The organism is Mesorhizobium sp. AR10, from assembly GCF_024746795.1.
GTDB lineage: Bacteria > Pseudomonadota > Alphaproteobacteria > Rhizobiales > Rhizobiaceae > Mesorhizobium.
Window position 1 is genome coordinate 391,231 of record NZ_CP080523.1, and the last position, 23,421, is coordinate 414,651.

At 59.4% G+C, this 23,421-nt stretch carries 20 protein-coding genes and 4 pseudogenes; 8 read left to right on the forward strand and 16 right to left on the reverse strand.

All coding sequences use genetic code 11. The annotated features are described in order from the left end of the window. Positions 1-104 precede the first annotated feature (104 nt). Together LHFGNBLO_RS01870 and LHFGNBLO_RS01875 are read left to right on the forward strand one after the other, a co-directional pair. Positions 105-1,289, forward strand: a complete 1,185-nt coding sequence (locus tag LHFGNBLO_RS01870) for a pyridoxal phosphate-dependent aminotransferase (protein ID WP_258599788.1) — start codon at positions 105-107, stop codon at positions 1,287-1,289. Continuing rightward, positions 1,264-2,136 (forward strand): isocitrate lyase/phosphoenolpyruvate mutase family protein, encoded by an 873-nt coding sequence (locus LHFGNBLO_RS01875; RefSeq protein ID WP_258599789.1) that lies wholly within the window; start codon positions 1,264-1,266, stop codon positions 2,134-2,136. The genes LHFGNBLO_RS01870 and LHFGNBLO_RS01875 overlap by 26 nt, the downstream gene beginning before the upstream one ends. Positions 2,137-2,301: 165 nt before the next feature. Here LHFGNBLO_RS01875 and LHFGNBLO_RS01880 read toward each other — a convergent pair. Beyond that, a pseudogene (locus LHFGNBLO_RS01880) lies at positions 2,302-2,498 on the reverse strand (ABC transporter substrate-binding protein); the annotation flags it as partial. An 82-nt stretch (positions 2,499-2,580) separates the two neighbouring features. Further along, positions 2,581-2,967, reverse strand: coding sequence for a helix-turn-helix domain-containing protein (locus LHFGNBLO_RS01885; protein ID WP_258599790.1), 387 nt, complete (start codon positions 2,965-2,967; stop codon positions 2,581-2,583). 900 nt (positions 2,968-3,867) lie between these two features. On the opposite strand from LHFGNBLO_RS01885, the gene LHFGNBLO_RS01890 reads away from it, so the two are divergent. Continuing rightward, positions 3,868-3,993: a hypothetical protein gene (locus tag LHFGNBLO_RS01890; protein WP_258599791.1), complete on the forward strand. Its 126-nt coding sequence runs from the start codon at positions 3,868-3,870 to the stop codon at positions 3,991-3,993. Between the two features lie 17 nt (positions 3,994-4,010). Here the strand turns inward: LHFGNBLO_RS01890 and LHFGNBLO_RS01895 are convergent. The 5 genes and pseudogenes from LHFGNBLO_RS01895 to LHFGNBLO_RS01915 all read right to left on the reverse strand — a co-directional run. Continuing rightward, positions 4,011-4,460, reverse strand: a pseudogene (locus LHFGNBLO_RS01895) (IS6 family transposase); the annotation flags it as partial. A gap of 85 nt (positions 4,461-4,545) precedes the next feature. Further along, positions 4,546-5,796, reverse strand: coding sequence for a group II intron reverse transcriptase/maturase (gene ltrA / locus LHFGNBLO_RS01900; RefSeq protein WP_258599793.1), 1,251 nt, complete (start codon positions 5,794-5,796; stop codon positions 4,546-4,548). 556 nt (positions 5,797-6,352) lie between these two features. Further along, a pseudogene (locus LHFGNBLO_RS01905) lies at positions 6,353-6,604 on the reverse strand (IS6 family transposase); the annotation flags it as partial. A 166-nt stretch (positions 6,605-6,770) separates the two neighbouring features. Next, positions 6,771-7,955: a TlpA disulfide reductase family protein gene (locus LHFGNBLO_RS01910; protein ID WP_258599794.1), complete on the reverse strand. Its 1,185-nt coding sequence runs from the start codon at positions 7,953-7,955 to the stop codon at positions 6,771-6,773. 362 nt (positions 7,956-8,317) lie between these two features. After that, positions 8,318-9,308 (reverse strand): annotated as a pseudogene (locus tag LHFGNBLO_RS01915) (IS5 family transposase). A 256-nt stretch (positions 9,309-9,564) separates the two neighbouring features. Between LHFGNBLO_RS01915 and LHFGNBLO_RS01920 the strand changes: the two are divergent. Then, positions 9,565-11,151 (forward strand): NAD(P)/FAD-dependent oxidoreductase, encoded by a 1,587-nt coding sequence (locus tag LHFGNBLO_RS01920; protein ID WP_258599795.1) that lies wholly within the window; start codon positions 9,565-9,567, stop codon positions 11,149-11,151. A 51-nt stretch (positions 11,152-11,202) separates the two neighbouring features. After that, a complete protein-coding gene (locus tag LHFGNBLO_RS01925; protein WP_183455384.1) occupies positions 11,203-11,607 on the forward strand; it encodes a c-type cytochrome in 405 nt (134 codons plus the stop codon). A 642-nt stretch (positions 11,608-12,249) separates the two neighbouring features. On the opposite strand, the gene scpB is transcribed toward LHFGNBLO_RS01925, so the two are convergent. Further along, positions 12,250-12,954: an SMC-Scp complex subunit ScpB gene (gene scpB / locus LHFGNBLO_RS01930; RefSeq protein ID WP_258599797.1), complete on the reverse strand. Its 705-nt coding sequence runs from the start codon at positions 12,952-12,954 to the stop codon at positions 12,250-12,252. 5 nt (positions 12,955-12,959) lie between these two features. Next, positions 12,960-13,997, reverse strand: a complete 1,038-nt coding sequence (locus LHFGNBLO_RS01935; protein WP_258599799.1) for a DUF1403 family protein — start codon at positions 13,995-13,997, stop codon at positions 12,960-12,962. A gap of 125 nt (positions 13,998-14,122) precedes the next feature. Here LHFGNBLO_RS01935 and LHFGNBLO_RS01940 point away from each other — a divergent pair, with 125 nt between their 5' ends. Then, positions 14,123-15,331, forward strand: coding sequence for a site-specific integrase (locus LHFGNBLO_RS01940; protein WP_258599800.1), 1,209 nt, complete (start codon positions 14,123-14,125; stop codon positions 15,329-15,331). Between the two features lie 31 nt (positions 15,332-15,362). Here LHFGNBLO_RS01940 and LHFGNBLO_RS01945 read toward each other — a convergent pair whose 3' ends face one another. The 7 genes from LHFGNBLO_RS01945 to LHFGNBLO_RS01975 all read right to left on the reverse strand — a co-directional run bounded on the left by LHFGNBLO_RS01945 (position 15,363) and on the right by LHFGNBLO_RS01975 (position 21,791). Continuing rightward, positions 15,363-15,710: a helix-turn-helix domain-containing protein gene (locus tag LHFGNBLO_RS01945; protein ID WP_258599802.1), complete on the reverse strand. Its 348-nt coding sequence runs from the start codon at positions 15,708-15,710 to the stop codon at positions 15,363-15,365. Continuing rightward, positions 15,707-15,862: a hypothetical protein gene (locus tag LHFGNBLO_RS01950; protein WP_258599804.1), complete on the reverse strand. Its 156-nt coding sequence runs from the start codon at positions 15,860-15,862 to the stop codon at positions 15,707-15,709. The genes LHFGNBLO_RS01945 and LHFGNBLO_RS01950 overlap by 4 nt, the downstream gene beginning before the upstream one ends. A gap of 125 nt (positions 15,863-15,987) precedes the next feature. Continuing rightward, positions 15,988-17,193: a plasmid replication protein RepC gene (gene repC, locus LHFGNBLO_RS01955; protein WP_258599812.1), complete on the reverse strand. Its 1,206-nt coding sequence runs from the start codon at positions 17,191-17,193 to the stop codon at positions 15,988-15,990. A gap of 155 nt (positions 17,194-17,348) precedes the next feature. Beyond that, positions 17,349-18,314, reverse strand: coding sequence for a plasmid partitioning protein RepB (gene repB, locus LHFGNBLO_RS01960; protein WP_258599814.1), 966 nt, complete (start codon positions 18,312-18,314; stop codon positions 17,349-17,351). 74 nt (positions 18,315-18,388) lie between these two features. Beyond that, the gene (gene repA / locus LHFGNBLO_RS01965; protein WP_258581083.1) at positions 18,389-19,591 is read right to left on the reverse strand and encodes a plasmid partitioning protein RepA; all 1,203 of its coding nucleotides are present in this window, start codon (positions 19,589-19,591) and stop codon (positions 18,389-18,391) included. 1,336 nt (positions 19,592-20,927) lie between these two features. Continuing rightward, positions 20,928-21,386, reverse strand: coding sequence for a transposase (locus tag LHFGNBLO_RS01970; protein WP_258599816.1), 459 nt, complete (start codon positions 21,384-21,386; stop codon positions 20,928-20,930). Positions 21,387-21,461: 75 nt separating this feature from the next. After that, positions 21,462-21,791: an IS110 family transposase gene (locus tag LHFGNBLO_RS01975; protein WP_258599823.1), complete on the reverse strand. Its 330-nt coding sequence runs from the start codon at positions 21,789-21,791 to the stop codon at positions 21,462-21,464. 488 nt (positions 21,792-22,279) lie between these two features. On the opposite strand from LHFGNBLO_RS01975, the gene LHFGNBLO_RS01980 reads away from it, so the two are divergent. Continuing rightward, positions 22,280-22,741, forward strand: coding sequence for a MucR family transcriptional regulator (locus LHFGNBLO_RS01980; protein ID WP_258599824.1), 462 nt, complete (start codon positions 22,280-22,282; stop codon positions 22,739-22,741). A 129-nt stretch (positions 22,742-22,870) separates the two neighbouring features. Continuing rightward, positions 22,871-23,206 (forward strand): hypothetical protein, encoded by a 336-nt coding sequence (locus LHFGNBLO_RS01985; protein ID WP_258599826.1) that lies wholly within the window; start codon positions 22,871-22,873, stop codon positions 23,204-23,206. The last annotated feature ends 215 nt before the right edge of the window (positions 23,207-23,421 follow it).

Sequence of the window (23,421 nt, forward strand, 5' to 3'; positions counted from 1 at the left end):
GCGCCTCATCTAGCTCTGGGCATAAACTCCCCTGCTTTGAGGAAAGTCCATTGCCGCTACTCGCCAAAAGACTGCAGGCCGTCCGCCCCTCCCAGACAAAAGCCATGACCGCCAAGGCGAGCGCCTTGCGCGAACAAGGCGTCGATATCGTCACACTGAGCCAGGGCGAACCGGACTTCGACACGCCAGAATCCGTCCAGCAGGCCGGCATCGCCGCCATCCTCGATGGCAAGACGCGCTATACGCCGGTCGCCGGCGTCAAGCCGCTGCGCGAGGCGATCCGGGAGAAGCTCTCGCGCGACAACGGGCTCGATTATGACATCGACCAGATCACCGTCGGCTGTGGCGCCAAGCAGATCGTCTTCAACGGCCTCTTCGCCACCCTCGATGCCGGGGACGAGGTCATCGTCCCCACGCCCTGCTGGGTGTCTTATCCGGACATGGTGCGGCTCGCCGGCGGCCAACCGGTGCTCGTCGCCTGCCACGAGCGGTCGGGTTTCAAGCTGAAGCCGGAACACCTGGAAACGGCTATCACGCCGCGCACCAAATGGCTGATGCTGAATTCGCCGAACAATCCCACCGGCGCGGTCTATTCCAAGGCCGATCTGGCCGCTCTGGCCGAGGTCCTGCGCCGACACAGCCATATCCACGTCCTTTCCGACGATATCTATGAAAAGCTCATCTATGACGTGCCTTTCGCGGCGATGGCCGAGGCCGCGCCGGACCTCATCGACAGGGTGCTGACGGTCAACGGCGTTTCCAAGTCCAGCGCCATGACGGGCTGGCGCCTTGGCTACGGGGCCGGTCCGAAAGACCTCATCAAGGCGATGAACACGATCGAGGGCCAGACGTCGTCGCACACCAGTTCGATCTCGCAATATGCGGCGATCGAGGCCATTGCGGGCAACCAGGACCACATCGTCGATTTCGTATCCGCCTTCCGCAAGCGCCGCGATCTCGTCGTCGAGCAGATCAATCAAGCAGAGGGCCTGAAGTGTCGCGTGCCGGACGGCGCCTTCTATGTCTTCGTCTCCTGCGCCGGTGTCATCGGCAAAGTGACCGGCAAGGGCAAGGTGATCGAGAACGACTTGGATTTCGCCATGCATCTGCTGGAAGAGTTCGGCGTCGCGGTCGTGCCCGGCAGCGGCTTCATGGCCTCACCCTATATCCGCATTTCCTATGCCGCATCAGAGGACGAGTTGAAGCGCGCCTGTGGCCGCATTCTCGCCGCCTGCACCGCCCTGTCCGAAAGCGAGAAGACGTATGAGCAAAGCGAAGCAACTGCGTGACCGCATGGCCGAACTCGGCCTCGTCCACATCATGGCGGCCCATAGCCCGCTTTCGGCCGTCTTGGCCGAGGAAGCCGGGTTCGACGGGATCTGGGCCTCAGGCTTCGAGCTCTCCGCCCTCTACGGTCTGCCGGACATGAGCCTCATCTCGATGACGCAGCACCTCGACATGCTGCGGGCGATCGCCGGCCGGTCGTCGCTGCCGATCGTCGCCGATATCGACACAGGCTACGGCAATGCGATCAATGTCATCCATGCCATCTCCGAATATGAACGCGCCGGCGCCTCGGCGGTTGTCATCGAAGACAAGACCTTCCCGAAGGTCACCAGCCTCGCCGCCGGCGGCCGCCAGGAACTACTTCGGGTCGAGGAGTTTCAGGGCAAGATCGAGGCGGCCATCAGCACCCGCACCGACCCTAACTTCCTCGTCATCGCCCGGACAGAAGCGCTGATCGCCGGTCTTGGCGAAGAGGAGGCGCTGAAGCGCGCCAGGGCCTATGTGCAGGCCGGGGCCGACATGATCCTGATCCATTCGAAGAAAAAGGATCCGTCCGAGATCGAAAGCTTCGCGCGGGCCTGGGATGGCCATGTGCCGCTCACCATAGTGCCGAATGCCTATCCGGATCTCGACGCAACCCGCATAAATGCGCTCGGCAATATCCGCATGGTGATCTACGGCAACTACGGCATCCGCGCCGCCACGACCGCCATGCAGGACGCCTTTCGCCGCATCGTCGCCGAGGGTGGCGTGCAGAACGTCCATAAGGACATCGTCCCGGTTGAAGAAATCTTTCGGCTTCAGGGCATGGAGAGGACCGAGGCGGACGAGAAACGTTTCCTGTGGTAGGCAGACTTCCGGAAGGGGAAACGCGGATGGAGCAATCAATCCATGTTGTGTGAGGTTGCTGCATGCCGAAGGCGCGTCCCCATTTGAGTTTCGCCATCTGCGTTATACCAGTGGGTTTGAGGTTTGACCTATGACAGCTGTGCCACCCTTCAACATCTCAAGCGGTCAAAACGTCAAGCCGTGGTGCAACAGGTTGGGCCAGCGCCCTGACTGCAGGATAAGCCTCGACTTGATCTCGACGATGCGGTTGTTTCTGACCGCTGGAATCGCTGCCCGACCGGGCGGCTCCTGATCCTGTCCGGCACGACCTTCTTGCCGCACCAGGAGGCAAGAATGATATCGGGTGCGGCCGCGATGAGGCGCGGTTTCGACGATGACCAGATCGGCTCACATGAGGCCTGATCGTACAAAATTGCCTGAAGGCAGGGGTGTGCTGCCGAAAGGTCAGCGGCCCGCACCGACCCGTTCCATCTCGTCTTGAACCCTGCTGATCAGGTGACCCGTTTCGGCGTGGAGCAGTTTGAGCCGGACTAGCTGGGCATTCACGGATTCGGCCATTTCACGCTTTTCCGGTTCGGACGGCGCTGTGCCGACGCCGTGGAGGATCCACGAAATGCTGACATTGAGAATCCCGGACAAATTTGCAAGCCGATGCGATCCGGGCTGTGATCGATCGCTTTCCCATGCGTTGATTGTCGCCATTTTCACACCGAGCCGCCAAGCAAGCTGTTTGACGCTCAAGCCGCTTGCCTCCCGCGCTCGCGAAAGGCGACCGCCGCTCGTATCAAGATCCGGCATTTCCTCGTAAATATTATTGCCTCCAATTTTCATGAATCCGCCGCCGTCGGCTGGCGCGCGACTTCCACGACAATGACGCAGCGCGGTCGATATCACAAGCCGATGGGGGCTATTCCCCAATTTAGACAGTTAGGCTGAATTCTTCAAAACCGGAACATCGATCGCCGCGCTGGCTGAGATGTCCTATGCCTGCAAACCAGTCATAGCTGCGACCTTCCCGATAGCGCCCCTGCCGAGCCCCATCGACGAAAAACTGTCGACCAGCTCGTCTTGTGGAAGTATTTGGGGATCTTGTACCCAAGCCCGGCGCTCGACGCACGCTAGCGCGCGCCGTTTCGACCGGCAGCAGATTGCCATTGAGCCCTGGACCGTCTGCTGGTGCCACTGGTGAGCTTCTGGGTAGGTATCCGCTGCTGCAAAGCGCCGCTTGCCAGCAATGCCACTATTTTTTGTTCGGCGCCGGGAATTTTTCTCCGGTACGGGTTCAATTCTCGAAGCGTATGCGCTAAATAGTACATCTCATCGGGAAAATAGCTTCTTCGCGCACCTTTGTGCGGAGGCGTGAATTTTGTGACATGAAAAACGGGGTCGATATATTGGAAAGTATTAGCTACGACGTGACTGGCAAGATAAACTTAAACAATATTTATAACAATTCGGAGCCGACAGCTTACTTTTCAACTTTGTCTCGTCTGGGCTATCGGATTCCTCAGGAAGCAAAGCCTCGATTTCAACGATTGATCGAAGCACGCCGTAGCGCCACCGAATCCGAATCAGCCAAGGTGATCGATCTTGGTTGCTCTTATGGGATCAACGGCGCGCTTCTCAAGCACGGACTTTCGATGGATGAACTCTACCGGCTCTACGGAGCGGCGGCCGACGATCTCGAGGCGCTTCTTCAGCGGGACCGTGACCTCTATGCCGAACCGGCGGATGACCGCGCTCGAAATTGTCGGTGTCGATCCAGCAGATCGCGCGATAGCCTATGCAGTCGATGCGGGCATGCTCGACGCAGGTGTTGCGACGGCGTTGTCACGTTGTTTGAATGTGGCCGCGTGAAGCCGATACCGCGCTTTTCAGGCAGGCCGTGCACTCACGGCTTCCCACGCGGCCATTGCCTGGCGTCGATGGGCTCGAATTTGTGCTGCGGAGCGGTTGGTCTGGGATGGGACGAAGAGATTTCGGACGGCGGAGAAGATCGACACGAAATGCTGCAATGAGCCGACCGACCGGAAACCCTGTCGCGTTCGTTCCCGTTTTCGGAACGGCAGGTGAGAATTCTCCGCCCGGTTGTTCAAGCCTTTATGCGAGCGGTGTTCCACGTTCGGCATGACTTGGCGTTGGGCCGCCCCGTAGGAGCGCAGTTTGTCGGTGATCATACGCTTTGGCGGCAGACCCTGCTTCTTCAGAAGTCGCGTCAGCAGGCGCCTGGCGGCCTTGGTGTTGCGACGCGTCTGGACAATCTCGTCGAGCACATATCCGTCCTGATCAACCGCTCTCCACAACCAGCATTTCTGACCGTTGATGCGCACGGCTAGTCGAGTGGCCCGGGGGAATTTCACCCCCAGGCTCTCACAGATCCGGACGTGAGCGTCTCCACTCATCCGGCTCCTACCGTCCAGCCGTTGCCCGATACAGCAATCGCCAATGTGCAAACAGCGCTGGCTCCCGACGCCTTACGTCCTGGACCCAGTACCGCGCACGCCGACGATGGCGTCTCAGGCGTCGATATTTCGACATGGCCCAGCGTGCCAGGCGCAGATCGAGGTGCATCAATGCTCGGGAAAGTGCCGATTTGTGGTAACGACCATAGTAGTTCATCCAACCACGAAGGATCGGATTGAACATCTTGGCCAGATCATTGATGCGCTTGTCGATACGGCGGTCAAGCTGCCAGTCCCGCATTGTCTGACGGATGGCTTTCGCGGCTCGGTTGCTGATACCCGGACTGAAATTGACGAAGGTCTTGCCCCATCGGTTCATTGCCAGTCTCGGTCGAAAGGTGTAGCCGAGAAAGTCGAACTTCTGATTGGGGCAATGCCCCCGCCGAACGTTATCCTTGCAATACACGATCTGTGTCTTGTTTGGATGTAACTTCAGTCCGCATTCAGCAAACCGTTGCTCAAGATCCGTTTGCAACTTTTGGGCCTGACGCTCGCTGCTGCAATGACAAACGGCATCATCGGCAAAGCGTTCAAACGGAATCTCAGGACGGTGTTTGGCCATCCACCGATCGAACGCATAGTGCAAAAAGAGGTTCGCCAGCAAGGGTGAGATAACTGACCCCTGCGGAGTTCCCCTCTCCCGAGGTTCCAAAGTGCCGTTCTCCAGTTGCACGGGAGCCGTCAGCCACCGTTCAATGTACAACAACACCCACGTGCAGTCGGTGTGCTTTCGCACCGCCCGTAGCAACAGGTCGTGTGGAATGGTGTCGAAGAAGGCCTGAATGTCGAGATCGAGAACCCAGTCATGGCGCCAGCATCTCTGCCTTGCCATACCCACTGCCTCGAGTGCCGACTTGCCGGGCCTATACCCATAGGAATCGGGATGGAAATGTCTTTCCAGTTCCGGTTCCAGGTATGCCTTCACCACCCCTTGCGCAATCCGGTCTGAGACCGTGGGAATGCCCAACGGCCTTGTACCACCTTGCCGCTTTTTGATCGCGACCCGTTTGACTGGCGGCGGAAAGTAGCTGCCAGATGACAATCGGTTCCAGAGCTTGAACAGGTTGTTCTTCACATCCCGCTCAAAATCCTCGATCGACTGATCATCGACCCCGGCTGCACCCCGGTTCGCCTTTACCCGTTGATAAGCCTCCCAAACAGCCCGTTTAGGAATATCGAACGGCTTTGCTTTACCCAAAGGCTCCTCCCGCATGACGGTTGACCTTTCGATAAAGCTGGACAGTGTTGCGCCTTCGCTCCAACGCCATTACAGCACCTTCTTCACTACTACACGCAACTCCGTCCCTGTGCCCCGCATCGGTACTCGGATCCTCATGGTGCTTCCACTTGGATGTCTCCCTTCGCATCGGGGCGACAGGTTCCCACGTTCCACACAAGAGCCTGAAGCAAGGTCACGCCGCCTTCATGCCGGACGCCATCTGGGCAGTAGACAGGTATCTCCCAGACTTCTCCCGGGTTAACGAAGCCCACCCGGTTTTGACGCCATCTATGCACTTTTCGACACGTCGTCAGCGGTTCGCTCACGCTCGTCTCCTTGCATCTTACCTGACCGGATCAAGTCCGGCCTTTTCCTCAACGCTCACCACCATCGCTCTTTACGACAGCAGCTTGAGGTGGTTTGAAACCCGCTCCTGCAAGCCGGCTTCGAGGGGCCAGCCCTCATCTCCTGTGCAGCATGGCTGCTTGGGAAGTGCCTAAATCATAGCTCCTCCTTCGCGCCTTCGTGGCGCACCCTCATCGAGATGCCATTTGTCGCCGAGCTTGCCGGCCGATCGCTTCCGGATATCATTGGCAAAGTGTCTGCCAAATTTCTCAGCCCAAAGTCGCACGGTCTGGTGAGAGACGATGACGCCACGAGCTGCCAGCATATCCTCGACCATCCGCAGGCTGAGCGGAAACCGGAAATAGAGCCAAACGGCATGGGCAATCACCTGCGCCGGAAATCGGTGGCGACGATAAAGAGGATCACGGGAAAATCTGGTCATGCCGCCAGATCCCACATTTTGATCGATGCCCGGTTAACGTTACGGTGCCCAGTCACGTGTTTGCGGATGACGGCGAGGCTGGGCTGGACGCCTGGGCCGGCTATTTGCACAACCACGCCAGGAAAGTGGACGAATTGACCAGTAAGGCATTCCGACACGCCCCTTCTTAGGTTTGCTCCTCGGCCACCCCATTGACGTTGGGAGAATCCTTTTGCGGAGCCACACAGATAGTGCCGTGACAAACCTTCTCACCCTTGTAGTTGGCCAGAGCCTGCAGCAACTCCGGTAGAAGGTGCTGTTTCAGGTCGTTCGAGATAGGCTCCGGACCGTCCAGCGCCTTAAGTGCCTGCTCGACCAACTCGATCGCACGATCTTTGTTGCCGCTCTCATGATAGTACTGAGCGACCATCGGATAAGACATGAACTTAGAGCCGTCGCCTTGCGGCAGTGCCACGATGTGTTTAGACAGCTCTTCGCCCATCGCAAAGCGCTCAGCAGACGGAAAGCCGGCATAATCAAAGCACGGCGCGAAGAGTAGGAATAGCCCATAATATATCCAGTGCTCGGACTCTCTGTCGATCGCGTCGCGAACGAATTGGCGCATTTCGGGCAAGCCGGCCTCCATGTCGCGCATTTTGTGAAGCAACAGATGCGCAAGACTCACGCGGAAATTCACGTTGTCCGGAATCAAGGCGATGCCCTCTTTGATTGCCGAGAGCGCCGTCTTCCAATCCTCTTTCTCCACCGCCGCCTGAAATTTGTCCCTGATCGGCTTCTTCAGCGCTGTTTCGCGCGCTTTGGTTTCGCCTTCCGCAATCCGCTCCGCGTCGGCGGATTTTGCTTGGTCGCTGCTGCGCCAGCTGCCGTTAAGCACCTTCGGCAAAACCTCATCGAGTTTCGTCGGACCACCAATAAAGGCGATGTGGGCGTCTCGGTCGACCACGAACGAGGTGGGAATCGTGAAAGAAAAGCTGGGCTCCATCCAAAGCTTTTTCATTTCGCCTGTGGAGTCGAACGCCATCCGATAGTTCAGATTCGAGAACTTTTCGGTCAACCAAGCGTCCAGCTTGCTTCGGGCCTCATCGGCCGTTGGAGCTTCTTCAGAAGCCGCGACTCCGACGATCTCAACGCCGCTGTCCCTGTATTTCTCCTGCAGCTGCATCAGATGGGGCATCCCGTCCACACATGGGCCGCACCACGTTGCCCAAAATTCGATGATGTAAACTTTGCCGGGCTCAAAGGTCGTGAGGGGCTCGCCACGCAGCCAGTTCTCGACTTTAATCGAAGGAGCCGGGGAGTCGATCTGCAACACCACATTGCGGTGCAAAGCTATTTCCAAAGGTTTCTGCACGAGCTGGTTTCCTCTCAGAGACGGCACACGGGTTCAGGGGAGAGAGCATCGCTCGTCTTGCCCATTGCGTGCAGTCGCCACAAGAGTGCAAAGCCCGTGCCAGCCCGCTCAGCGCGCGGTAAGCGCCTGTTTGCTTTGAAAAACCTCACAGTCCCACATGGCCGGTCGTAATGACCTGACATTTTTGCCAATGTTTGTTCTGAACCTGACATTTTGTCCGCCGCTGTCAGGCTTTGGACACGCATTGCCCGTGCTACGCACCGCCAGAAAAGCGTGGCCCATCGCACGATCCTGAAGCCCCAAACCGTGGCGTTGGTGCATGGGTCCGGACTTGAGCGGATGTCGATCTTTGAAGCGGCAGACTATGCCGTGGCCGCCTTGCGGCGGGCGGATTTCGGGCGTGCGCAGGCAAGCATGCGGTTGAGGACGGCGCAGCCGATGGCGACTTCGGTCTGCTGAACGGGAAGCGACCGTGCCCGCAAACGCCGCCCGATGGTGGACTTGTATTGCCCTATGGCGGTCTCGACCAGCGAGCGTTTGCCATAACCGTTGGAGACCTGCCATTTCATCCGGCCGTCTCTGCCGATTGCGGCGATATGCTGGTCCCTTTGGCCGGCAGGTCTATCGTCGAATGGTTCGACCGCGTTGACGCGAGGCGGAATGACGATTGCGGCGGCAGCGCTATGATCGATGACTGCGTCGTAAGTCGGTTTTCCGTCATAGGCGCCGTCAGCAGTAAACTGTCCGATCGGACGCCAATCTGGTCGAGTAGTGGCTCAACTTGAGAGACATCGCCAGTGTCCTGATCAGTCAGGGTATGGGCAATGATCTTGCCGCTGTCGGCATCCAGTGCCAGATGAGGCTTGCGCCAACTGCGACGGGATCTGGCGCGCCGTGCTTCTCCTCCAGCCACTGACCCGCGCCGTAGAGCTGCAGGCCGGTGCTGTCGAGAAGAACATGCACTGGTGCCTCCGGCGGAACCTGGCGATCATGCCGTTTGTTGGGCGATTGCCATTTCCGCGCCCGACGGCTCAGGGTGGTATGATCGGGGACAGCGAGCGCCAGCCCCATCAGTTGCAGCACCGATTCCAGCAAGCCTTCTGCCTGGCGCAGCCGCAGGCCAAACACAAGGCCCAGCGTCAAGGTGGTCTCGATCGCCAGATCAGAATAGCGGTGCTGGCCGCCACGTGTCTTGCGTCGTGGCGCTTGCCACCTGGACAGGGCTTCCGGCGTCACCCACAGGGTCAAACTGCCGCGATGACGAAGTCCTGCCTCATATTCTGGCCAGTTCGTCACCCTGAACTTCATCTTCTCAATACGATGGCGGCGGCTGGTATTGTGTTTGAAAGGCATGGCTACGCTACAAAGGCTATTGCGGTGACCGCTTGCCTAAACCCACACCAATAAAAGATCCGTGCACCAACGCCGCTCGCGAGCGTTCTCTTGCAAATCCGGCGCTCGGCGTCACGCGATCGATGGGTGATCGCTTAACAGCGACGCCCGGCGGTCGGCAGGCCGGTAGACAATCGTCTGAGGCCGGTCTACCCCTGACCCGCTGCCCCCGCCCGGTTATTCTCGTCCTTGCGATCCCCCTGAAAGAGTAGTTCCGATGCTTCCTCCCCAACTCAGCCGCCGCGATCTCCTGACCATGATCGGCGCGCTTGCCGGCAGTGAGGCCATGTATCAGGCCATGACGACCCTGGGCTTCGCGCAGGAGTCGCCCTACAAGGGTCCGATCAAGCTGGACGGCGATCCGAAAGGGGCTTCCGTTCTCGTACTCGGCGGCGGACTGGCCGGCATGGTCGCTGCGTACGAACTCAGCAAGGTCGGTTACAAGGTGCAGGTTCTGGAGTACAGGGAAAAAGCCGGCGGTCGCTGCTGGTCGCTGCGTGGCGGCGACAATTACACCGAGCTCGGCGGCTTCGAGCAGGAATGCAAGTTCGACGAGGGTCTTTATATCAATCCCGGCCCGTGGCGTATCCCTTACCATCACCATGCCGTGCTGGATTACTGCAAGCGGCTCGGCGTCAAACTCGAGGCGTTCGTGCAGGTGAACCACAACGCCTACTTGCATTCGGTCAAGGCGTTCGAAGGCAAGCCGCAGCGCTACCGCCATGTCAGCGCGGATTTCAACGGCCATGTCGCCGAGCTGCTTTCCAAGGTGACGAAGCAGGGTGGACTCGACCAGGCGGTCTCGACGGAGGACCGGGAGAAGCTGCTGGAAGCGTTGCAGAGCTGGGGCGCGCTTGACGAAAACTACGCTTACGTCGCTGGCACTCACAGCAGCGAGCGGCGAGGCTTTGATATTGAACCGGGCGGCGGCCAGATGTCGCTGGCCAAGCCATCGCAGCCGATAGGGCTCTCCGACATCGTGCAATCCGGCCTGTGGAGCAGCCTTAGCACTGGCAGTCTCCATGACTACCAGACCACGATGCTGCAGCCGGTCGGCGGCATGGACATGATAGCCAGGGCGTTCGAGAGGGAAGTCGGCAGCCTTACCAAATACAACGTGAAGGTCACGGAGATCGACCAGGACGACGAAAGCGTCACCATCCGCTACGAGGATGCGCGAAAGGGCGGCGAGGCGCAGACCGCCACCGCTGACTGGTGTATCTGCACCGTGCCGTTCTCCGTGCTCAGCCAGATCAAAACCAAGGTGTCGACCGAAACGAAGGCGGCGATTGACAACCTGCCTTACGGTGCCGCGATCAAGGTGGGATTGCAGTTCAAGCGCCGCTTTTGGGAAGAGGACGAACACATCTACGGCGGCATCACCTACACCGATCTGCCCAACACGCTGATCTCCTATCCCAGCACCGACTATCACAGCCCGGGCAAGGGCGTGCTTCTCGGCGCCTTTTCATTGGAGGCCTGGGCTTACGAGTTCACGTCGCTGCCGCCGGAAGAGCGCATCCAGAAGGCGCTGGAGTACGGGGCTCAGATCCATCCGCAATACAAAGACGAGTTCGACAACGGCGTTGCCGTCGGCTGGCACCGCGTGCCATGGACGCTCGGCTGCTATGGCGAATGGACCGAGGAGAAGCGCAAGGAACACTATCATGCGGCAAGCTCGATCGACGGGCGCATCGCCATGGCCGGCGAGCACATCTCCTACATGCCGGCCTGGATGGAAGGAGCGATCCTGTCTTCGCTCGATGCGATCGGGCGTCTCCACCAACGCGTGGTCAGCGGCTGACGGCCCGCCGCCAGCCAGCTCGCCCTGATCGCAATCTGGAGACTTTTGGACATGAACCGGATCACCTCTTTCGCCGCCACCGTTGCCGTTGCGGCTTTCGCTGCGTTTCCTGTTTTTGGGCAATCGTCCGACTCGACCGGTTTTGGCAATGCCTCGAAGATCCAACCCAGAGATGGCGCCGGCATTTACGCGGCGATCTGCCGGGGTTGCCACATGCCGGAAGGCGTCGGCGCAGTCGGGGCCGGCAAATATCCGGCGCTCGCCAAGAACGAGAAGCTCGAAGCGGGCGCTTATCCGGTCGTCATGGTGGTCAAGGGTCAGAAGGCGATGCCGCCGCTCGGCTCCTATCTCGATGACGAGCAGGTGACGGCCGTGGTTAATTACATCCGTACCAATTTCGGCAACAACTACACGGATGCGGTGACTGTCGAAGACGTGCAGGCGGCGCGCCCGTAAACCCGGCCTGAACAGGTCATTGCAGGCGCATTACCGGCGGGCGCACGCTGACCTTCCTTGGCTCCGCGGCTATCTCGAACAGGAGTTGGTGCCGCTACGCTCTAAACTCCAGGCCACGAAAGCACTGGGCTGGAAAACGCCCGCTGAGGCGCTTGACGAGTGGTTGCGGTAGGTCAAACAGATTGGTGTTGCGACGACCGGCCTGAATCCGCCGAATTTTCGTGCGCTGCCCATTCCGGTCTTCTCAACCTGCACGGCACCCAGCCAAGCATGAGCCGCGTTGGCACTAGGACAATGCCGAGGCGGAAAACTTCATGAAAACACTGAAGCAGGACGTAGTGCAGGTCCTCAAGCGCCTCCTTCGGGAATCTCTTCCCCAAGGTTGCAGGCTAGGCCTGAGTCCAGGAACGCCCTAAGATCGAAAAGTCGGGCAACCGAAAGGCGCGGAACGTCAGTGGTCTTGACCGATGCAACCGCTGGATCGATCATCCAGGCATATTTCCCCCACCATTTTCTAGGCAACGCCCCACGCCCGACAGCGTCTCCTCACGTCATCTCGCGAACCCCGAGTCGTAGATCACGTTGAGGACGCCGCGAACTGCGGCCACCGGCCAGGCAGCGTATTATTCATCAGTGCCGACGCTAAGCATGCTCTTCCTCGTCGTCGGATAATCCTGGCATGATATCACCTGCGAGTAGCTTCTCCTTCGAGAGCAGTCCAGCGTCCTCGAGGGCTTCGAAATCCGGCAGATCGCGCAGCGTGTCGAGCCCGAACTCCAGCAGGAATTCTTTGGTCGTAACGTAGGTGTAGGGCGCGCCGGGCGTCGGGCTGCGCGGGCCGGACGCAATCAGCTTCGCGCCGCGCAGGTGACCGATCAGGTCGCGAGAAACTTCCTTGCCAAAAAACGACGACAGTTCTCCACGCGTGATGGGCTGGAAATAGGCGATGCACATTAGCACCAGCACGTCCGACTGCGTCAGGTCCACGGCACGCCCACCGCCGCCGCCGGCCGTGCCAAATGCACTGCGGATGGCATCAGCATAGGCCGGCCGGGTCAGGTGCCGAAAACCGCCGGCAACGGCGACCAGGTCATAGGGCCGGCCGCGCAGCTCCTCGCGGATATCGTCGATGAGGAGGTCGATGCTGCAACCTTTGCCGACGATCCGGGCGAGCGTTTCGCGGCCGACGGGCTCGTTCGCCGCAAAGATGGTTGCTTCGACCCGATGCATCCATTCGCGCCAGCGCGCCTCCGGCGGCAAGTGATCCAGTTCCTGATCAAACAGGCGGTCACCTGATCGGCCGTCATCTGGCCGGCTCCCCCCTCGCCTGGGCGTTGCCTCTGCCATGGTCGTCACAGTCCGTAGATGCGGAAGGTTGGGCGGCCGGACAGTTCACGCACGGCGCCGAGTTCGACCAGCCGGTCGAACAGTCGGCGCAGGCCGCGATCACTCATGCCGGCGATCTTTTCCGAAGCAACAATCGCATCGTCGGACAACAGTCTTTCGACGACGAGAGCCGACGCCCGAGCACGCAACTTCGGCGCCACCGCCAGTAGTCGCTCCGATCGGCGCCCGAGTTCGGCGGAAAGATCAATCGCGCGCAACGCAGCGCGCGCCTGCGCGGCAAGCAGATTTTTGACACGATCAGGATCTGTGTCAATGCCTGTCGCCACAGAGCTGGCTGCCGATCGACGCGGGCGGGCGCTTGTCCCAAAGGCTGCCTCGGCGCCTAGCAGCGGCACCGCGTGGGCCCAACCCAGCCGTTGCGCTAGCAGGGCGTCGGCGAGCCAGCATCCGAAGGCTCGTGCGAAGCCACGGCTTTCGGCGGCCATGAATGCGCCGGTCAGCATGCCGACCATTCCGATGCCCGCGGAAAGCTGTCGAAGATCGTCCGCCAGATCGCTGGCTGCCTCGTCGTCGCGGGCGTAACCGAACTCTTCCAACATCGCGGCGAGACTTCTCTTCGTGAGAAGCTCCTCGGCGGGCCGGGCTGCCAGCCGGCGCCAGGCGAGCAGCAAAAGACCGGCGGGCCCGACAGACAAAAAATCGCCCGGGCGTGTGAGCAGCACGGCGTCGCGCAATTGGCTTTCATCCTCGACGCGGCCGGCCTGCCTAGCCGTCACCGCTGCGGCGGCAAGCGCCAGGCGCTGCCGCCAGGCGCCGGCCCACCGCTGCTGCCGGCGGACCACTGCATCGAGCGCGCCAATGGTGGCGCCTGCGGCGAGCGCGACGTCCTCAAGGGCATTTGGCCCTGCGCCTTTTCCCGCAAGGCTTTGCGCATCAGGGATGGCCCGGCGCAGCCAGGCCGGGACGGGGACTGCCGGAGTGATGGCGGCCGCGCCAAGAAGCGTGCCGGGGTGGCGCGAGAGAGATGTGGGCCGCAGAATCATCGTTTGCAGGATGAATCATTGCGGCGCTTCCTGCAAGATAGAATGCATAAAACCGCCGCGCCTGTCGTGCCAACATAACGAACGATAATGTTGCATTATCGGTCGTTCTGGTGTCTACCTGAGAAATGGCCGATTTCGTCGACAAGAAATCCGAAAAACGCGTTGGGCCGACTTTCGGACCGCGCCACAGCACGGGCGCGGAGGATGGTATTTCCGCCGCCTGGCCGACGGCCGCCGGCGAGCCGATCGCTGACGACCTGCCCGACATTATCGACGTCGTCATGGAGATGGGGCGTACGCCGGACGAAGTGCAAACGGTCCCTGCCCTGCAGCCCGCACCGGGTCTGTCGGCCCATCTGGAAACACTGGCCGATCACGCGCGAAAATACGTCGAGGCGGCGTGTTCGGCCAACACCCGCCGCGCCTACGCCGCCGACTGGAAGCATTTTTGTGCCTGGACACGCCGCCAGGGCCTGGAGGTGCTCCCGCCCGATCCGCAGAGCGTCGGCCTGTACATCACCGCCTGCGCATCCGGCAAGGTAACAGGAGACAAGAAACCGAACTCCGTGGCGACGATCGAGCGCCGTCTGTCGTCCCTGACCTGGAATTACGGGCAGCGTGGCCAGCCGCTGGACAGAAAGGACCGCTACATCGCCACCGTGCTGGCCGGCATTCGCAACAGTCACGCCAAACCGCCGGTGCAGAAAGAGGCGATCCTGCCCGAGGATCTCATCACCATGCTGGAGACGCTCGACCGCGGTACGCTCCGTGGCCTGCGCGACCGCGCCATGCTGCTTCTGGGCTTCGCCGGCGGGCTGCGGCGCTCGGAAATCGTCGGCCTGGATTTTTCGCGCGATCAGACCGAGGAGTCTTCGGGCTGGGTCGAGATTTTGGACAAAGGAATTTTGGTCAACATACGCGGCAAAACTGGCTGGCGCGAGGTGGAGATCGGCCGCGGTTCCGCGGATGCCACATGTCCGGTAGTCGCTCTGCAGATCTGGCTGAAACTGGCGCGGATTGGCCATGGCCCTTTGTTTCGGCGCGTCACCGGTCAAGGCAAGGCCGTTGGCGCCGAGCGCCTCAACCCCCAGGAGGTCGCGCGGCTGGTCAAGCGCGCTGCACTGGCTGCCGGTGTTCGCGGCGATCTGGCCGAAGGGGAGCGTGGGGCAAAATTCTCGGGGCATTCGCTGCGCGCCGGCCTTGCCTCCTCGGCCGAGGTCGATGAGCGCTATGTGCAGAAACAACTCGGCCATGCCTCCGCCGAAATGACCCGCCGCTATCAGCGCCGGCGCGACCGTTTTCGTGTTAATCTCACCAAGGCATCAGGACTGTAAACGGCGATAAAACCCCTCCCCTGCCCAATTTTCAGTGAGGCGCCGCGGCGGTTTGAATTTCCTCGGCAGACTTGTCGATTGACAGAGCCCGCAAGACGGCTTCGGGCTCTTTCTCCATGATCCGAAGCAAGGTTCGAGCAGCATCACTGGGTTGCCGCTTTCCTTGCTCCCATTTTTTGTAGCCGGAAGGACTTGTACCGAGCACAGTCGCCATTTCATCCTGAGTGAGGTCAAGCTGCTTGCGGATTGCCTTCGCATCAACCGTGCCGACATCCACAGCGCTCACGCGAACGCCGGGAACATTCTTGCCCTGCGCATGAGCCAATGCTTCAGACATGGCCTGGATCAGATCCGCACCGAATTTCGTCATCTCGCTCATGTCCTGCTCTTGTTTGCAGCCTTGATCGCCTTTGCAAATGCTGCAACCGCCTTATATTTAGCCTCTTCCGGCTTCAAATCCGTCTTTTCGTTCTTGCCGTCGGCCAAAAGGGCATAAATCGGGGCATCGTCACTGTACCAGTAGTAGATCACCCGCTCTCCGCCCCGCTATGTACAGAAGCAGTTCGGCCACATGTCGACAAATTGGTATTCTATCGACATGATTAAACGACGTGTCGATGCCCACGACATATGCACATTCGTGGATGACCCCCATACTATCCGGTCATCCTTGCTGTCGAGCCATTGGCCTTCAGCGCCGCCATGAGCATCGGTCCGACAGAAAACTGCCCTCCCCTCGCCTTTTCGGTCAGCACCCGCAGATAGCCGCCTGCCGAGTTGATATGTTGCGCTCTTTGCAGGATGCAGGCGATCACGATCGCGGCAACTTCCTGGCCCATCACATGGCAGGCCTCCTCATACGCTGAGGGCGAAACGCCAAGGTACCCCCGCACCTGGGCAGCGGTCATCATCAAGTCGCGCCAATTTCCGATCCCGTTGACGGCATAGTCCGCAATTTCGGGGCACGCTCTCAGCACAAGTCCTATCGGGTAGCCTTTCGGCTTCTCGGTCGAAACAGATGTTGGCTCGACCGCCGCCCTGCTTTTTTCAGAAGCTGGTTCAAATACAAAAGTGGAGTCTGTGTTTGAATCAGATTGCTGCCGCTCATTTTGGGACTCATTGCCGCTAGGATTCCTGGATTTTGTGAAGCTTTCCAGCATCCTGTCCACTTCATCGTGCAATGCGGTCAGCTCCGCAACGAAGCCCTCCAGGTCAGATAGGCCGGCTCGGCGGGGAATGCCCCCCACGATGGTTCGGAAACGCCTCCAGATGGCTCCCCAGTCCCCAGGAACGGCCTCCTCGATCGCAGCCTCGACAAGCTTATGGATGTCACGGCGATGGAGCGTGACCCGCTCACGCATCAATTTGAGCGCCCTCGAGTCGGCGCGGACCTGGTCGGCCGCCAGCTGAAACTCCGCAGCCCGTGTCAAAAGGGGCGCCAACGAGAACCCGAATGCTTCCACGACAGCCCCGCCCTGCCCCTTGCGAGCGAACCTTTTGCCATTGGGGCTATCGCGGCGGATGATCAGACCGCAATTGACCAGCTCCGCCAAGTTCCTGCGCAATGTGGAATCGGCCATGCCGTGTGCGCGCAACGACAGCTGAGCGTTCGACGGAAAGACCATCAGGCCGTTTTCCTCGCTGATCTGGTCGTCTGGGTAGAACGTCAACAGGCCGCTCAGCACCGCCAGCGCGCGGTCTCCCACGCCGAGAGCCGACTTTCCCTCACAGAGCCAACGATAGACCTGCCACTTCTCGACGAGAGATCCTTTCGGGATCTCCCGCGATGCCGTATTCGCTTGCACCAGGGCAAGCGTCATCGGCCGCCGCCCGAAGGGCGTCGTCGCGTACCCACTCTTCATTTCCCTCACCTTTCAATCAGGCAAAAAAAATCTGCTCGCCGAAACGGCGCCACGACTCTTGACAGTGATTCGGGGAAGTGCGATTCTCAGCTTGCTAGAGACATGAGAAGGGCTTCCGCGACGGTGACGTTCGGGGGCCTTTTTCTTTTGCGGTTTTAGTCTCCTGTTTTCTTCGCAATTTCCGATTCCCGAAAAGCCTCGAAAAGCTCGTCGAGCTTGCCGGCAATGAATGCGCCGAAGGGTGATGCTCCCTTGGATTTCAAGGCAAGCGTAAACACTTTTCCAGTGTCGGTGATGTTGGCCCGGACCGATTTGTCCCGGGGGATCCACGACTTTTGCTGAGACTTCGATGGCGCCGGCGGGCGTTTCACCGGGCCACTCAGATAGTCGAAGAGATGGGCGAAACGGCCATCACTCCCCGGTTGGGCAAAATCGGCGCTTTCCACATACTCTGTCGCCCTGGCTGCAGCCCCAGGATGCTCCAACAGTTTGGCAAGTTGCCACCAGCGATCCCGGCCAATACCCTTGGCGGCGCCGACTGCCAGAATGACCTGCTCAGGAATGCTGCTGGTAACGGAGCGCATCTTCGAGAAGGTCGTATCATCGAGTGCAAGAGCCGACTTCACCGTATCCGGCGAATGGCCCCGCTTGAGAATGCGCTCCGCGAAAAGCGTCCGCTCGATGAAGGACAAATCAGACCTGGCAGCATTCTCTTGACCCTGGGCGATGACATGGTCCTCATCGCCCATCTTCTTGACGACAGCACGGACAGGCCTGCCCAGTTGGCGGGCGACCCTGACGCGCCTGTGGCCAAAGACGGTCTGAAACCGACCGGAAATCTCCGGATGAGGTCTGACCAGTACAGGGGAATCCTGTCCTCGGTCACGAATCGCCACCAGCAACTCCTGAAAGGCCTCATCGTCACCGGCCATGCGGTCAGAGACGAATGACGTGTCGACCAATGCCGGATCGAGATCGACGACAGAACTCTTCGAGAGCTCCTCGAACGACTGTATAATCGACCGTGATGCGCCGCGAACGGCATACCCCGATACATCCTGGTTATTCGCGACTCCAGTCGCTGGGCCCATAACACTGCCGAATATGTCCTTGCGCGCCATTCAATCGCTCCCATTCTCGGTTAGTCGACTGATTTCACGAGCAAACTTGTCACTTTTTACTGCCGTAAAAGCCGTCATGACCGTCCCCATGCGCGATGGACTAATGTCGCAATCTCCGAGTTCACCGCGTCCAGCGATTCGAGCGCCCGGTCGTAGGTTGAACGGGTAAAAGACGATTTCTCCACCTCGTAGAGCGTCTGTTTCGTCAGGCCCGCGTCCGAAATCGCCGTCGACTTGAGCATGGGATTTTCGAGGATCTGGCCAGCAAGCATCGATTGCATGAAGCCGACCATCTGCGCCTGCGGAATGTCTGTCGGTTCGTAGCGCGTGATCAGATAGCGAAACCAATCCAGCTGTATCGATGCGCCGGCCGCTTTGATGGTCTTCAAGATGCCGCCGAGCATCAGCAGAAACTGGCTCATCGACATCAAGTCGAGCATCTGCGGGTGAACGGTGATGAGAACGGATGTCGCCGCCGACATCGCCGTCAAGGTGAGATAGCCAAGCTGCGGCGGGCAATCGACAACGACGACGTCATAGCGGCTGTCTACTTCTGACAGCGCCTTTGCGATCCTGGTGAAAAACTGGCGGCCGGCATTGGACGATTTGTCCTGCATGGCGAGCGGCGTGTCGTACTCATACTCCTGCAGCTCGAGATTGGCCGGAATGATATCCAGGCCAGGGAAATTCGTCGGCACGATCACCTCGGAGATCGGCTTGCGCTCATCATCGTAGCGGATCGCCTCATACAGAGAGAGGTTGCGATCGAGTTCCGGCTGAAAGCCATGGAGCGCGGAGAGCGAGGCTTGCGGGTCGAGATCGATTGCAAGAACACGGTGACCGGTCAGCGCCAGGTGCTGGGCGAGGTGGGCGGCGGTCGTTGTCTTGCCGCTTCCGCCCTTGAAGTTGACGACAGCAACCACCTGGAGCTTGTCGCCGGGCTTGCGGTGGGGGACGTACTTTTTCACCTCGGTCCGGCCGTGGCGGTCAAGGAAATGGCGCAGCTCAAGCATTTGCTCGGCCGTGTAAGATCGGCGGCCGGAGGGGACTTGATCGGGCAGCGGCCCTTTGCCCTCAAGATGAAGGCGCTTCAAATTGTTTTGCGACACACCAAGATAGTGGGCCACCTCAGCCATCGAAAAAGAGCGTAGCGTCTTCGTCGCGTTAGGTGGGAACTTCTCCATGCGTAGCTGGTTGAGGCGTCGCGATATCTCGGCACCCTGCTCGAGAATTTTGTCATCGAACTCAAAGCGTGGTAGCCGCATGGCGATGTTCATTCTCGTCGGAACCTGAATTGGCGCTTTTTGCGATGAAACTATTCAACAACCGCCATTAAGCTCCGATTCGGCCAACCCCCGCAAGAAGTTTTAGGTTAAGAGAATGTTAACGATGCGGTCGGCCCTTTTGCTGACAAAGTCCGTACCCATTAGCCGAAACCCGGAGGTTTCCGCTCTCCCATCTAAATGCATGTTTTCTCTGCCATAAGGATCAGTTTTTACGGCAGTAAATCACGGTCGTCAGCAGCCAAAGATTGCAGATGCCGGCTGCGCAGGGCAGTGCGTGTGGTTCCCGCCGGCGAGACCGGGGAGGGACCCTTCGGGCATGGGTCAATCTGGCCATGTGAGACAGAGGCAAGGGCCGCCCGTCGAAGGGGAGGCAGGTGGCAATGGTCGAAGGTCCAAGCTCAATTGGGCAGATTGGCTCCCAGCAAGTCGCTGGGCGGCGTGGATGGAGTGGCTGTCGGCCCCCATTATCATGTTCGAGAAATCAAGCAGCCGTGTCGATAGCGGATGTCGGTGGCGTCGTGCGGGTGCATGAGTATCTCGCATTCGTATGCTTGATAATCCCCTTCCTCGGCGCTCAAAGGATAGAGGGCGTATAAACCGCAATCCATTGCGCGTCACCAACGTTGGACAAGCTTCGCGCCCGGGATGGAGGCAATTCGCCCCCGTCGTGGCGGTGAGCGGGACATCGCAGGATGCGTTCTCTAATTGCGGGCCCGGGGTCAACCGTTTTCTAGCCTTGCCGATGTCCGGAACGTGCACAGCGTCTGGATCGAGGTGCAGCGCGACCAGGTCGGCAGGGTGACCTTCACGCAGCTCCTCGGCGGCCAGCTTACGGTGCTGAAGTGTCCACAGAACCTAAATAGCCGCTCACGCCCTTCATTCGCGGATCGTTCTAGCAACACGTCGATCGCCAGATAAAATTCCTACTGGCCCTTGGACGAATGACCTGCCTCCTGCCGGTTTCAGCGTTCTCTTCGTGGTCGAACAGTGCTCGCCACAGCATGGCATCGGACGCTGCGGCTCCCAATGTCAGCAACGCAGTCCGCTCCGATGGAACGGCTGCATAGCTCCTGGCGGGTTTGCCGCTGCTTGTCCCGGCAAGGGACAAGATTACCGTCGAGCGACGGATTTCTTCGGGTTCACCTCCATCTTCATGCGACTGCCTCCGCTTCAGCGGCCGACCATCGGAAGGATACGCCATCCACCCACATGCGGTGCATGACTACTGCCAGCTTTCGTGCGACGGCGATCTTTGCCTTCTTCAAGCCGCTTCGCTTGGCGATCCGGAGGCCCCAGGCTTTGAGCGCCGACCACTTCTCGACCCTCGTCAGAAGCGTGCCGGCGGCCTCAAATAATAGGTACGGACAAGACCGTCTCCGCATTTCGAGATGCCCCTGTTGCGATCGATTTCACCCGACTGGTAACATCGCGGTGTCAGGCCGAAGTACGCGCCAACGCTTCTGGATTTCGGAAACTTGGACGGATCATCGACCGCTGTCACGAACGCAAGGGCTGTGAGTACGCCCACGCCAGGAATGGCCATAAGCTGCCGGCACACAGCACTCCCACGAGCACGGCTCATCAGTTGGCGGTCAAGCTGCCGAATCAGCTCCTTCAGGCAGGAATGGACGCACAACATCGACCGCACGGTTTGATTGAGCATGGGGTCGCTATTGTCGCACGCCTCATCCACGAGACGTTCGAACGGCTCGCCCGTTCGTCTTGATAGAACGACGCCGAACGTTTTGAGAATGCCCCAGATCTGGTTGGTGACCTCTACCCGCATTCCGACGAGTTGAGCTCGTGCTCCAAGCATCGAGCGGACCGCGTGGCTGTCGAGACTCTTTACCCCGACCTCCCGTTACCAGCCCGCCTTGACGATCTGGGCCAATCCATATGCATCATTCTTGTCGGTCTTGTTTACCTGGCCACTCATGGTCGCCTGCGCATGGCGGGAATCAAGACACAGCACCGGTAGCCCCATCGCCTTCAATGCGTGCCAGTGCCAGGTGGACAGGGGACCGCTTTCGAGCCCAATGCGTAGAACATCGGGTGCTTTGGATCTGATGTTTCCGGCTATGTCTTCTGGCGTCGATAGGCACTTCCCTTGCCAGACAAGCTTACCGTCGCTGCCGATAACGCACACGTGGGTCATCTCCTGCGAGACGTCTAACCCAACAAATTGGTCCATGTTGGCCTCCATGAGAATCACTGACGGCGAAGAATCTAGCATCGCCCGCAATTACCCCATGTCAGCATAGCGACGGCTGACGGCCGGGACGCGGGACCGACTGTACCCGCCACGGCGGTCCGTAGACTGCCTCAGGGATGGAAGCGGAGCGGCCGAGACCAGCCGTCCGGCCGACTGGGCGCGATCCTGGGCCGACATAGTGAGTTGAAGAGGGCTGCTAGCGCGATGTTTGTTTAGTGCGCGGCGATGCAGATCGGGCCCTATTGTTGATAGAGGCCGGATATGGCCAACGTGGCGCCTTCGGCTACCCAACGAGCTTCCGGCGAGAACGACTACGCAGTATTCGAAAGACGAGAGCGATTTCGCTCAGGCAAGCGGCGACAGTTGGCGTAGCGATCAGTGGAAGAAATATTGCAGCCGTAGTTGTAGTGATTGCGACGTCAGAATATGCCGATTAGGAACTAATGAGATCAACGAGGAGACTGACCATGGCGGACGACGCGAGTGAACAGGCAAACAGCGATCTGTTGGGCCTGACGGCGGGTATCGTTGCGGCTTATGTCCAGAACAACGCGACGTCTGTGTCGGGACTTCCGGACCTGATCGCAAGCGTCAATGCTGCATTGGCAGGATTGCTGCAGCCTGCGGCGCCAACGGCGCCAGTGCTCACACCCGCCAGTAGCCCAAAGCGATCAGTGACCTCAGATTTCATCGTTTGTCTGGAAGATGGAAAGAAGTTCAAATCGCTAAAGAGGTATCTTGCTACACACTTCGGTACGACCCCTGCTGAGTATCGAACCAAATGGGGATTGCTAGCCGACTATCCAATGGTCGCACCAAACTACACTGCACGGCGTTCCGCGCTTGCAAAGTCCATAGGCCTCGGCCGCACGCCAGCCGCAAAGACACCTGCCGAGAAAGTGCCGACAAAGCGGAAAGCAAAGGCCTAGCCACTTTCCTCCATCTCGATTCTGGACTCGCCTGCCTGGCTGACGCATTCTTCGCAGGGGCGTTGGGGCGGGTAGTTTAAGCAAGCGACGAAGGCTTGGCGTTCAATAGCTGGGACTAAAAGGGGGCAGGTGGCGCAGATCGTGGCGGTCGCATGTATAAATCACCTTCAGACTGCTCGCGTGTCGATGTTCACCTTATTTGATCAAGGATCGCCTATGCGAGAATTGCCAAAGAATATCGATTCTGACCTTGTAATCGAGATTAGTCAATTGCTCGATGATCATCCTCCTTTGGTTCCGGTTCCGGTCTATCAACTCACCGTGCTGGTTCGCCAGCGGGTCAAGACTGGTTTGCCCGATCGGTCCATTGAAGAGTTGATCGTCGAGATGGCTACGACACGCTTGCTGGCAATGGCTTTTGATCTGCCAGAGGGAAATGTTGTGCCCCTCCCGGTGAGACGATAGGACAGAGGCTATGCCTACCCAGGGCGCCTCAGAGAGATCTGGTCCAGTGCTTTTCGGCGACAATCAAGATTGGCAATCCTTGGTCGCGCCAGCTGGTAGCCTTGACCATTTTGTCTCCAAATGACGAATGTTTCCATGATTCGGTGGCATAGGCACCTATCACCAGAACGTCTGTCTTCTAGCTCACACTTCCCGAGAAGCCACCGCGGTCTGCA

Bases quoted from the DNA above. Each gene is read 5' to 3' on its own strand.
- LHFGNBLO_RS01870 (WP_258599788.1), top strand. From the start codon at position 105: ATGACCGCCAAGGCGAGCGCCTTGCGCGAACAAGGCGTCGATATCGTC.
- LHFGNBLO_RS01875 (WP_258599789.1), top strand. From the start codon at position 1,264: ATGAGCAAAGCGAAGCAACTGCGTGACCGCATGGCCGAACTCGGCCTC.
- LHFGNBLO_RS01885 (WP_258599790.1), bottom strand. From the start codon at position 2,967: ATGAAAATTGGAGGCAATAATATTTACGAGGAAATGCCGGATCTTGAT.
- LHFGNBLO_RS01890 (WP_258599791.1), top strand. From the start codon at position 3,868: ATGACCGCGCTCGAAATTGTCGGTGTCGATCCAGCAGATCGCGCGATA.
- LHFGNBLO_RS01920 (WP_258599795.1), top strand. From the start codon at position 9,565: ATGCTTCCTCCCCAACTCAGCCGCCGCGATCTCCTGACCATGATCGGC.
- LHFGNBLO_RS01925 (WP_183455384.1), top strand. From the start codon at position 11,203: ATGAACCGGATCACCTCTTTCGCCGCCACCGTTGCCGTTGCGGCTTTC.
- scpB (WP_258599797.1), bottom strand. From the start codon at position 12,954: ATGGCAGAGGCAACGCCCAGGCGAGGGGGGAGCCGGCCAGATGACGGC.
- LHFGNBLO_RS01935 (WP_258599799.1), bottom strand. From the start codon at position 13,997: ATGATTCTGCGGCCCACATCTCTCTCGCGCCACCCCGGCACGCTTCTT.
- LHFGNBLO_RS01940 (WP_258599800.1), top strand. From the start codon at position 14,123: ATGGCCGATTTCGTCGACAAGAAATCCGAAAAACGCGTTGGGCCGACT.
- LHFGNBLO_RS01945 (WP_258599802.1), bottom strand. From the start codon at position 15,710: ATGAGCGAGATGACGAAATTCGGTGCGGATCTGATCCAGGCCATGTCT.
- repC (WP_258599812.1), bottom strand. From the start codon at position 17,193: ATGAAGAGTGGGTACGCGACGACGCCCTTCGGGCGGCGGCCGATGACG.
- repB (WP_258599814.1), bottom strand. From the start codon at position 18,314: ATGGCGCGCAAGGACATATTCGGCAGTGTTATGGGCCCAGCGACTGGA.
- repA (WP_258581083.1), bottom strand. From the start codon at position 19,591: ATGAACATCGCCATGCGGCTACCACGCTTTGAGTTCGATGACAAAATT.
- LHFGNBLO_RS01970 (WP_258599816.1), bottom strand. From the start codon at position 21,386: ATGCGGGTAGAGGTCACCAACCAGATCTGGGGCATTCTCAAAACGTTC.
- LHFGNBLO_RS01975 (WP_258599823.1), bottom strand. From the start codon at position 21,791: ATGGACCAATTTGTTGGGTTAGACGTCTCGCAGGAGATGACCCACGTG.
- LHFGNBLO_RS01980 (WP_258599824.1), top strand. From the start codon at position 22,280: ATGGCGGACGACGCGAGTGAACAGGCAAACAGCGATCTGTTGGGCCTG.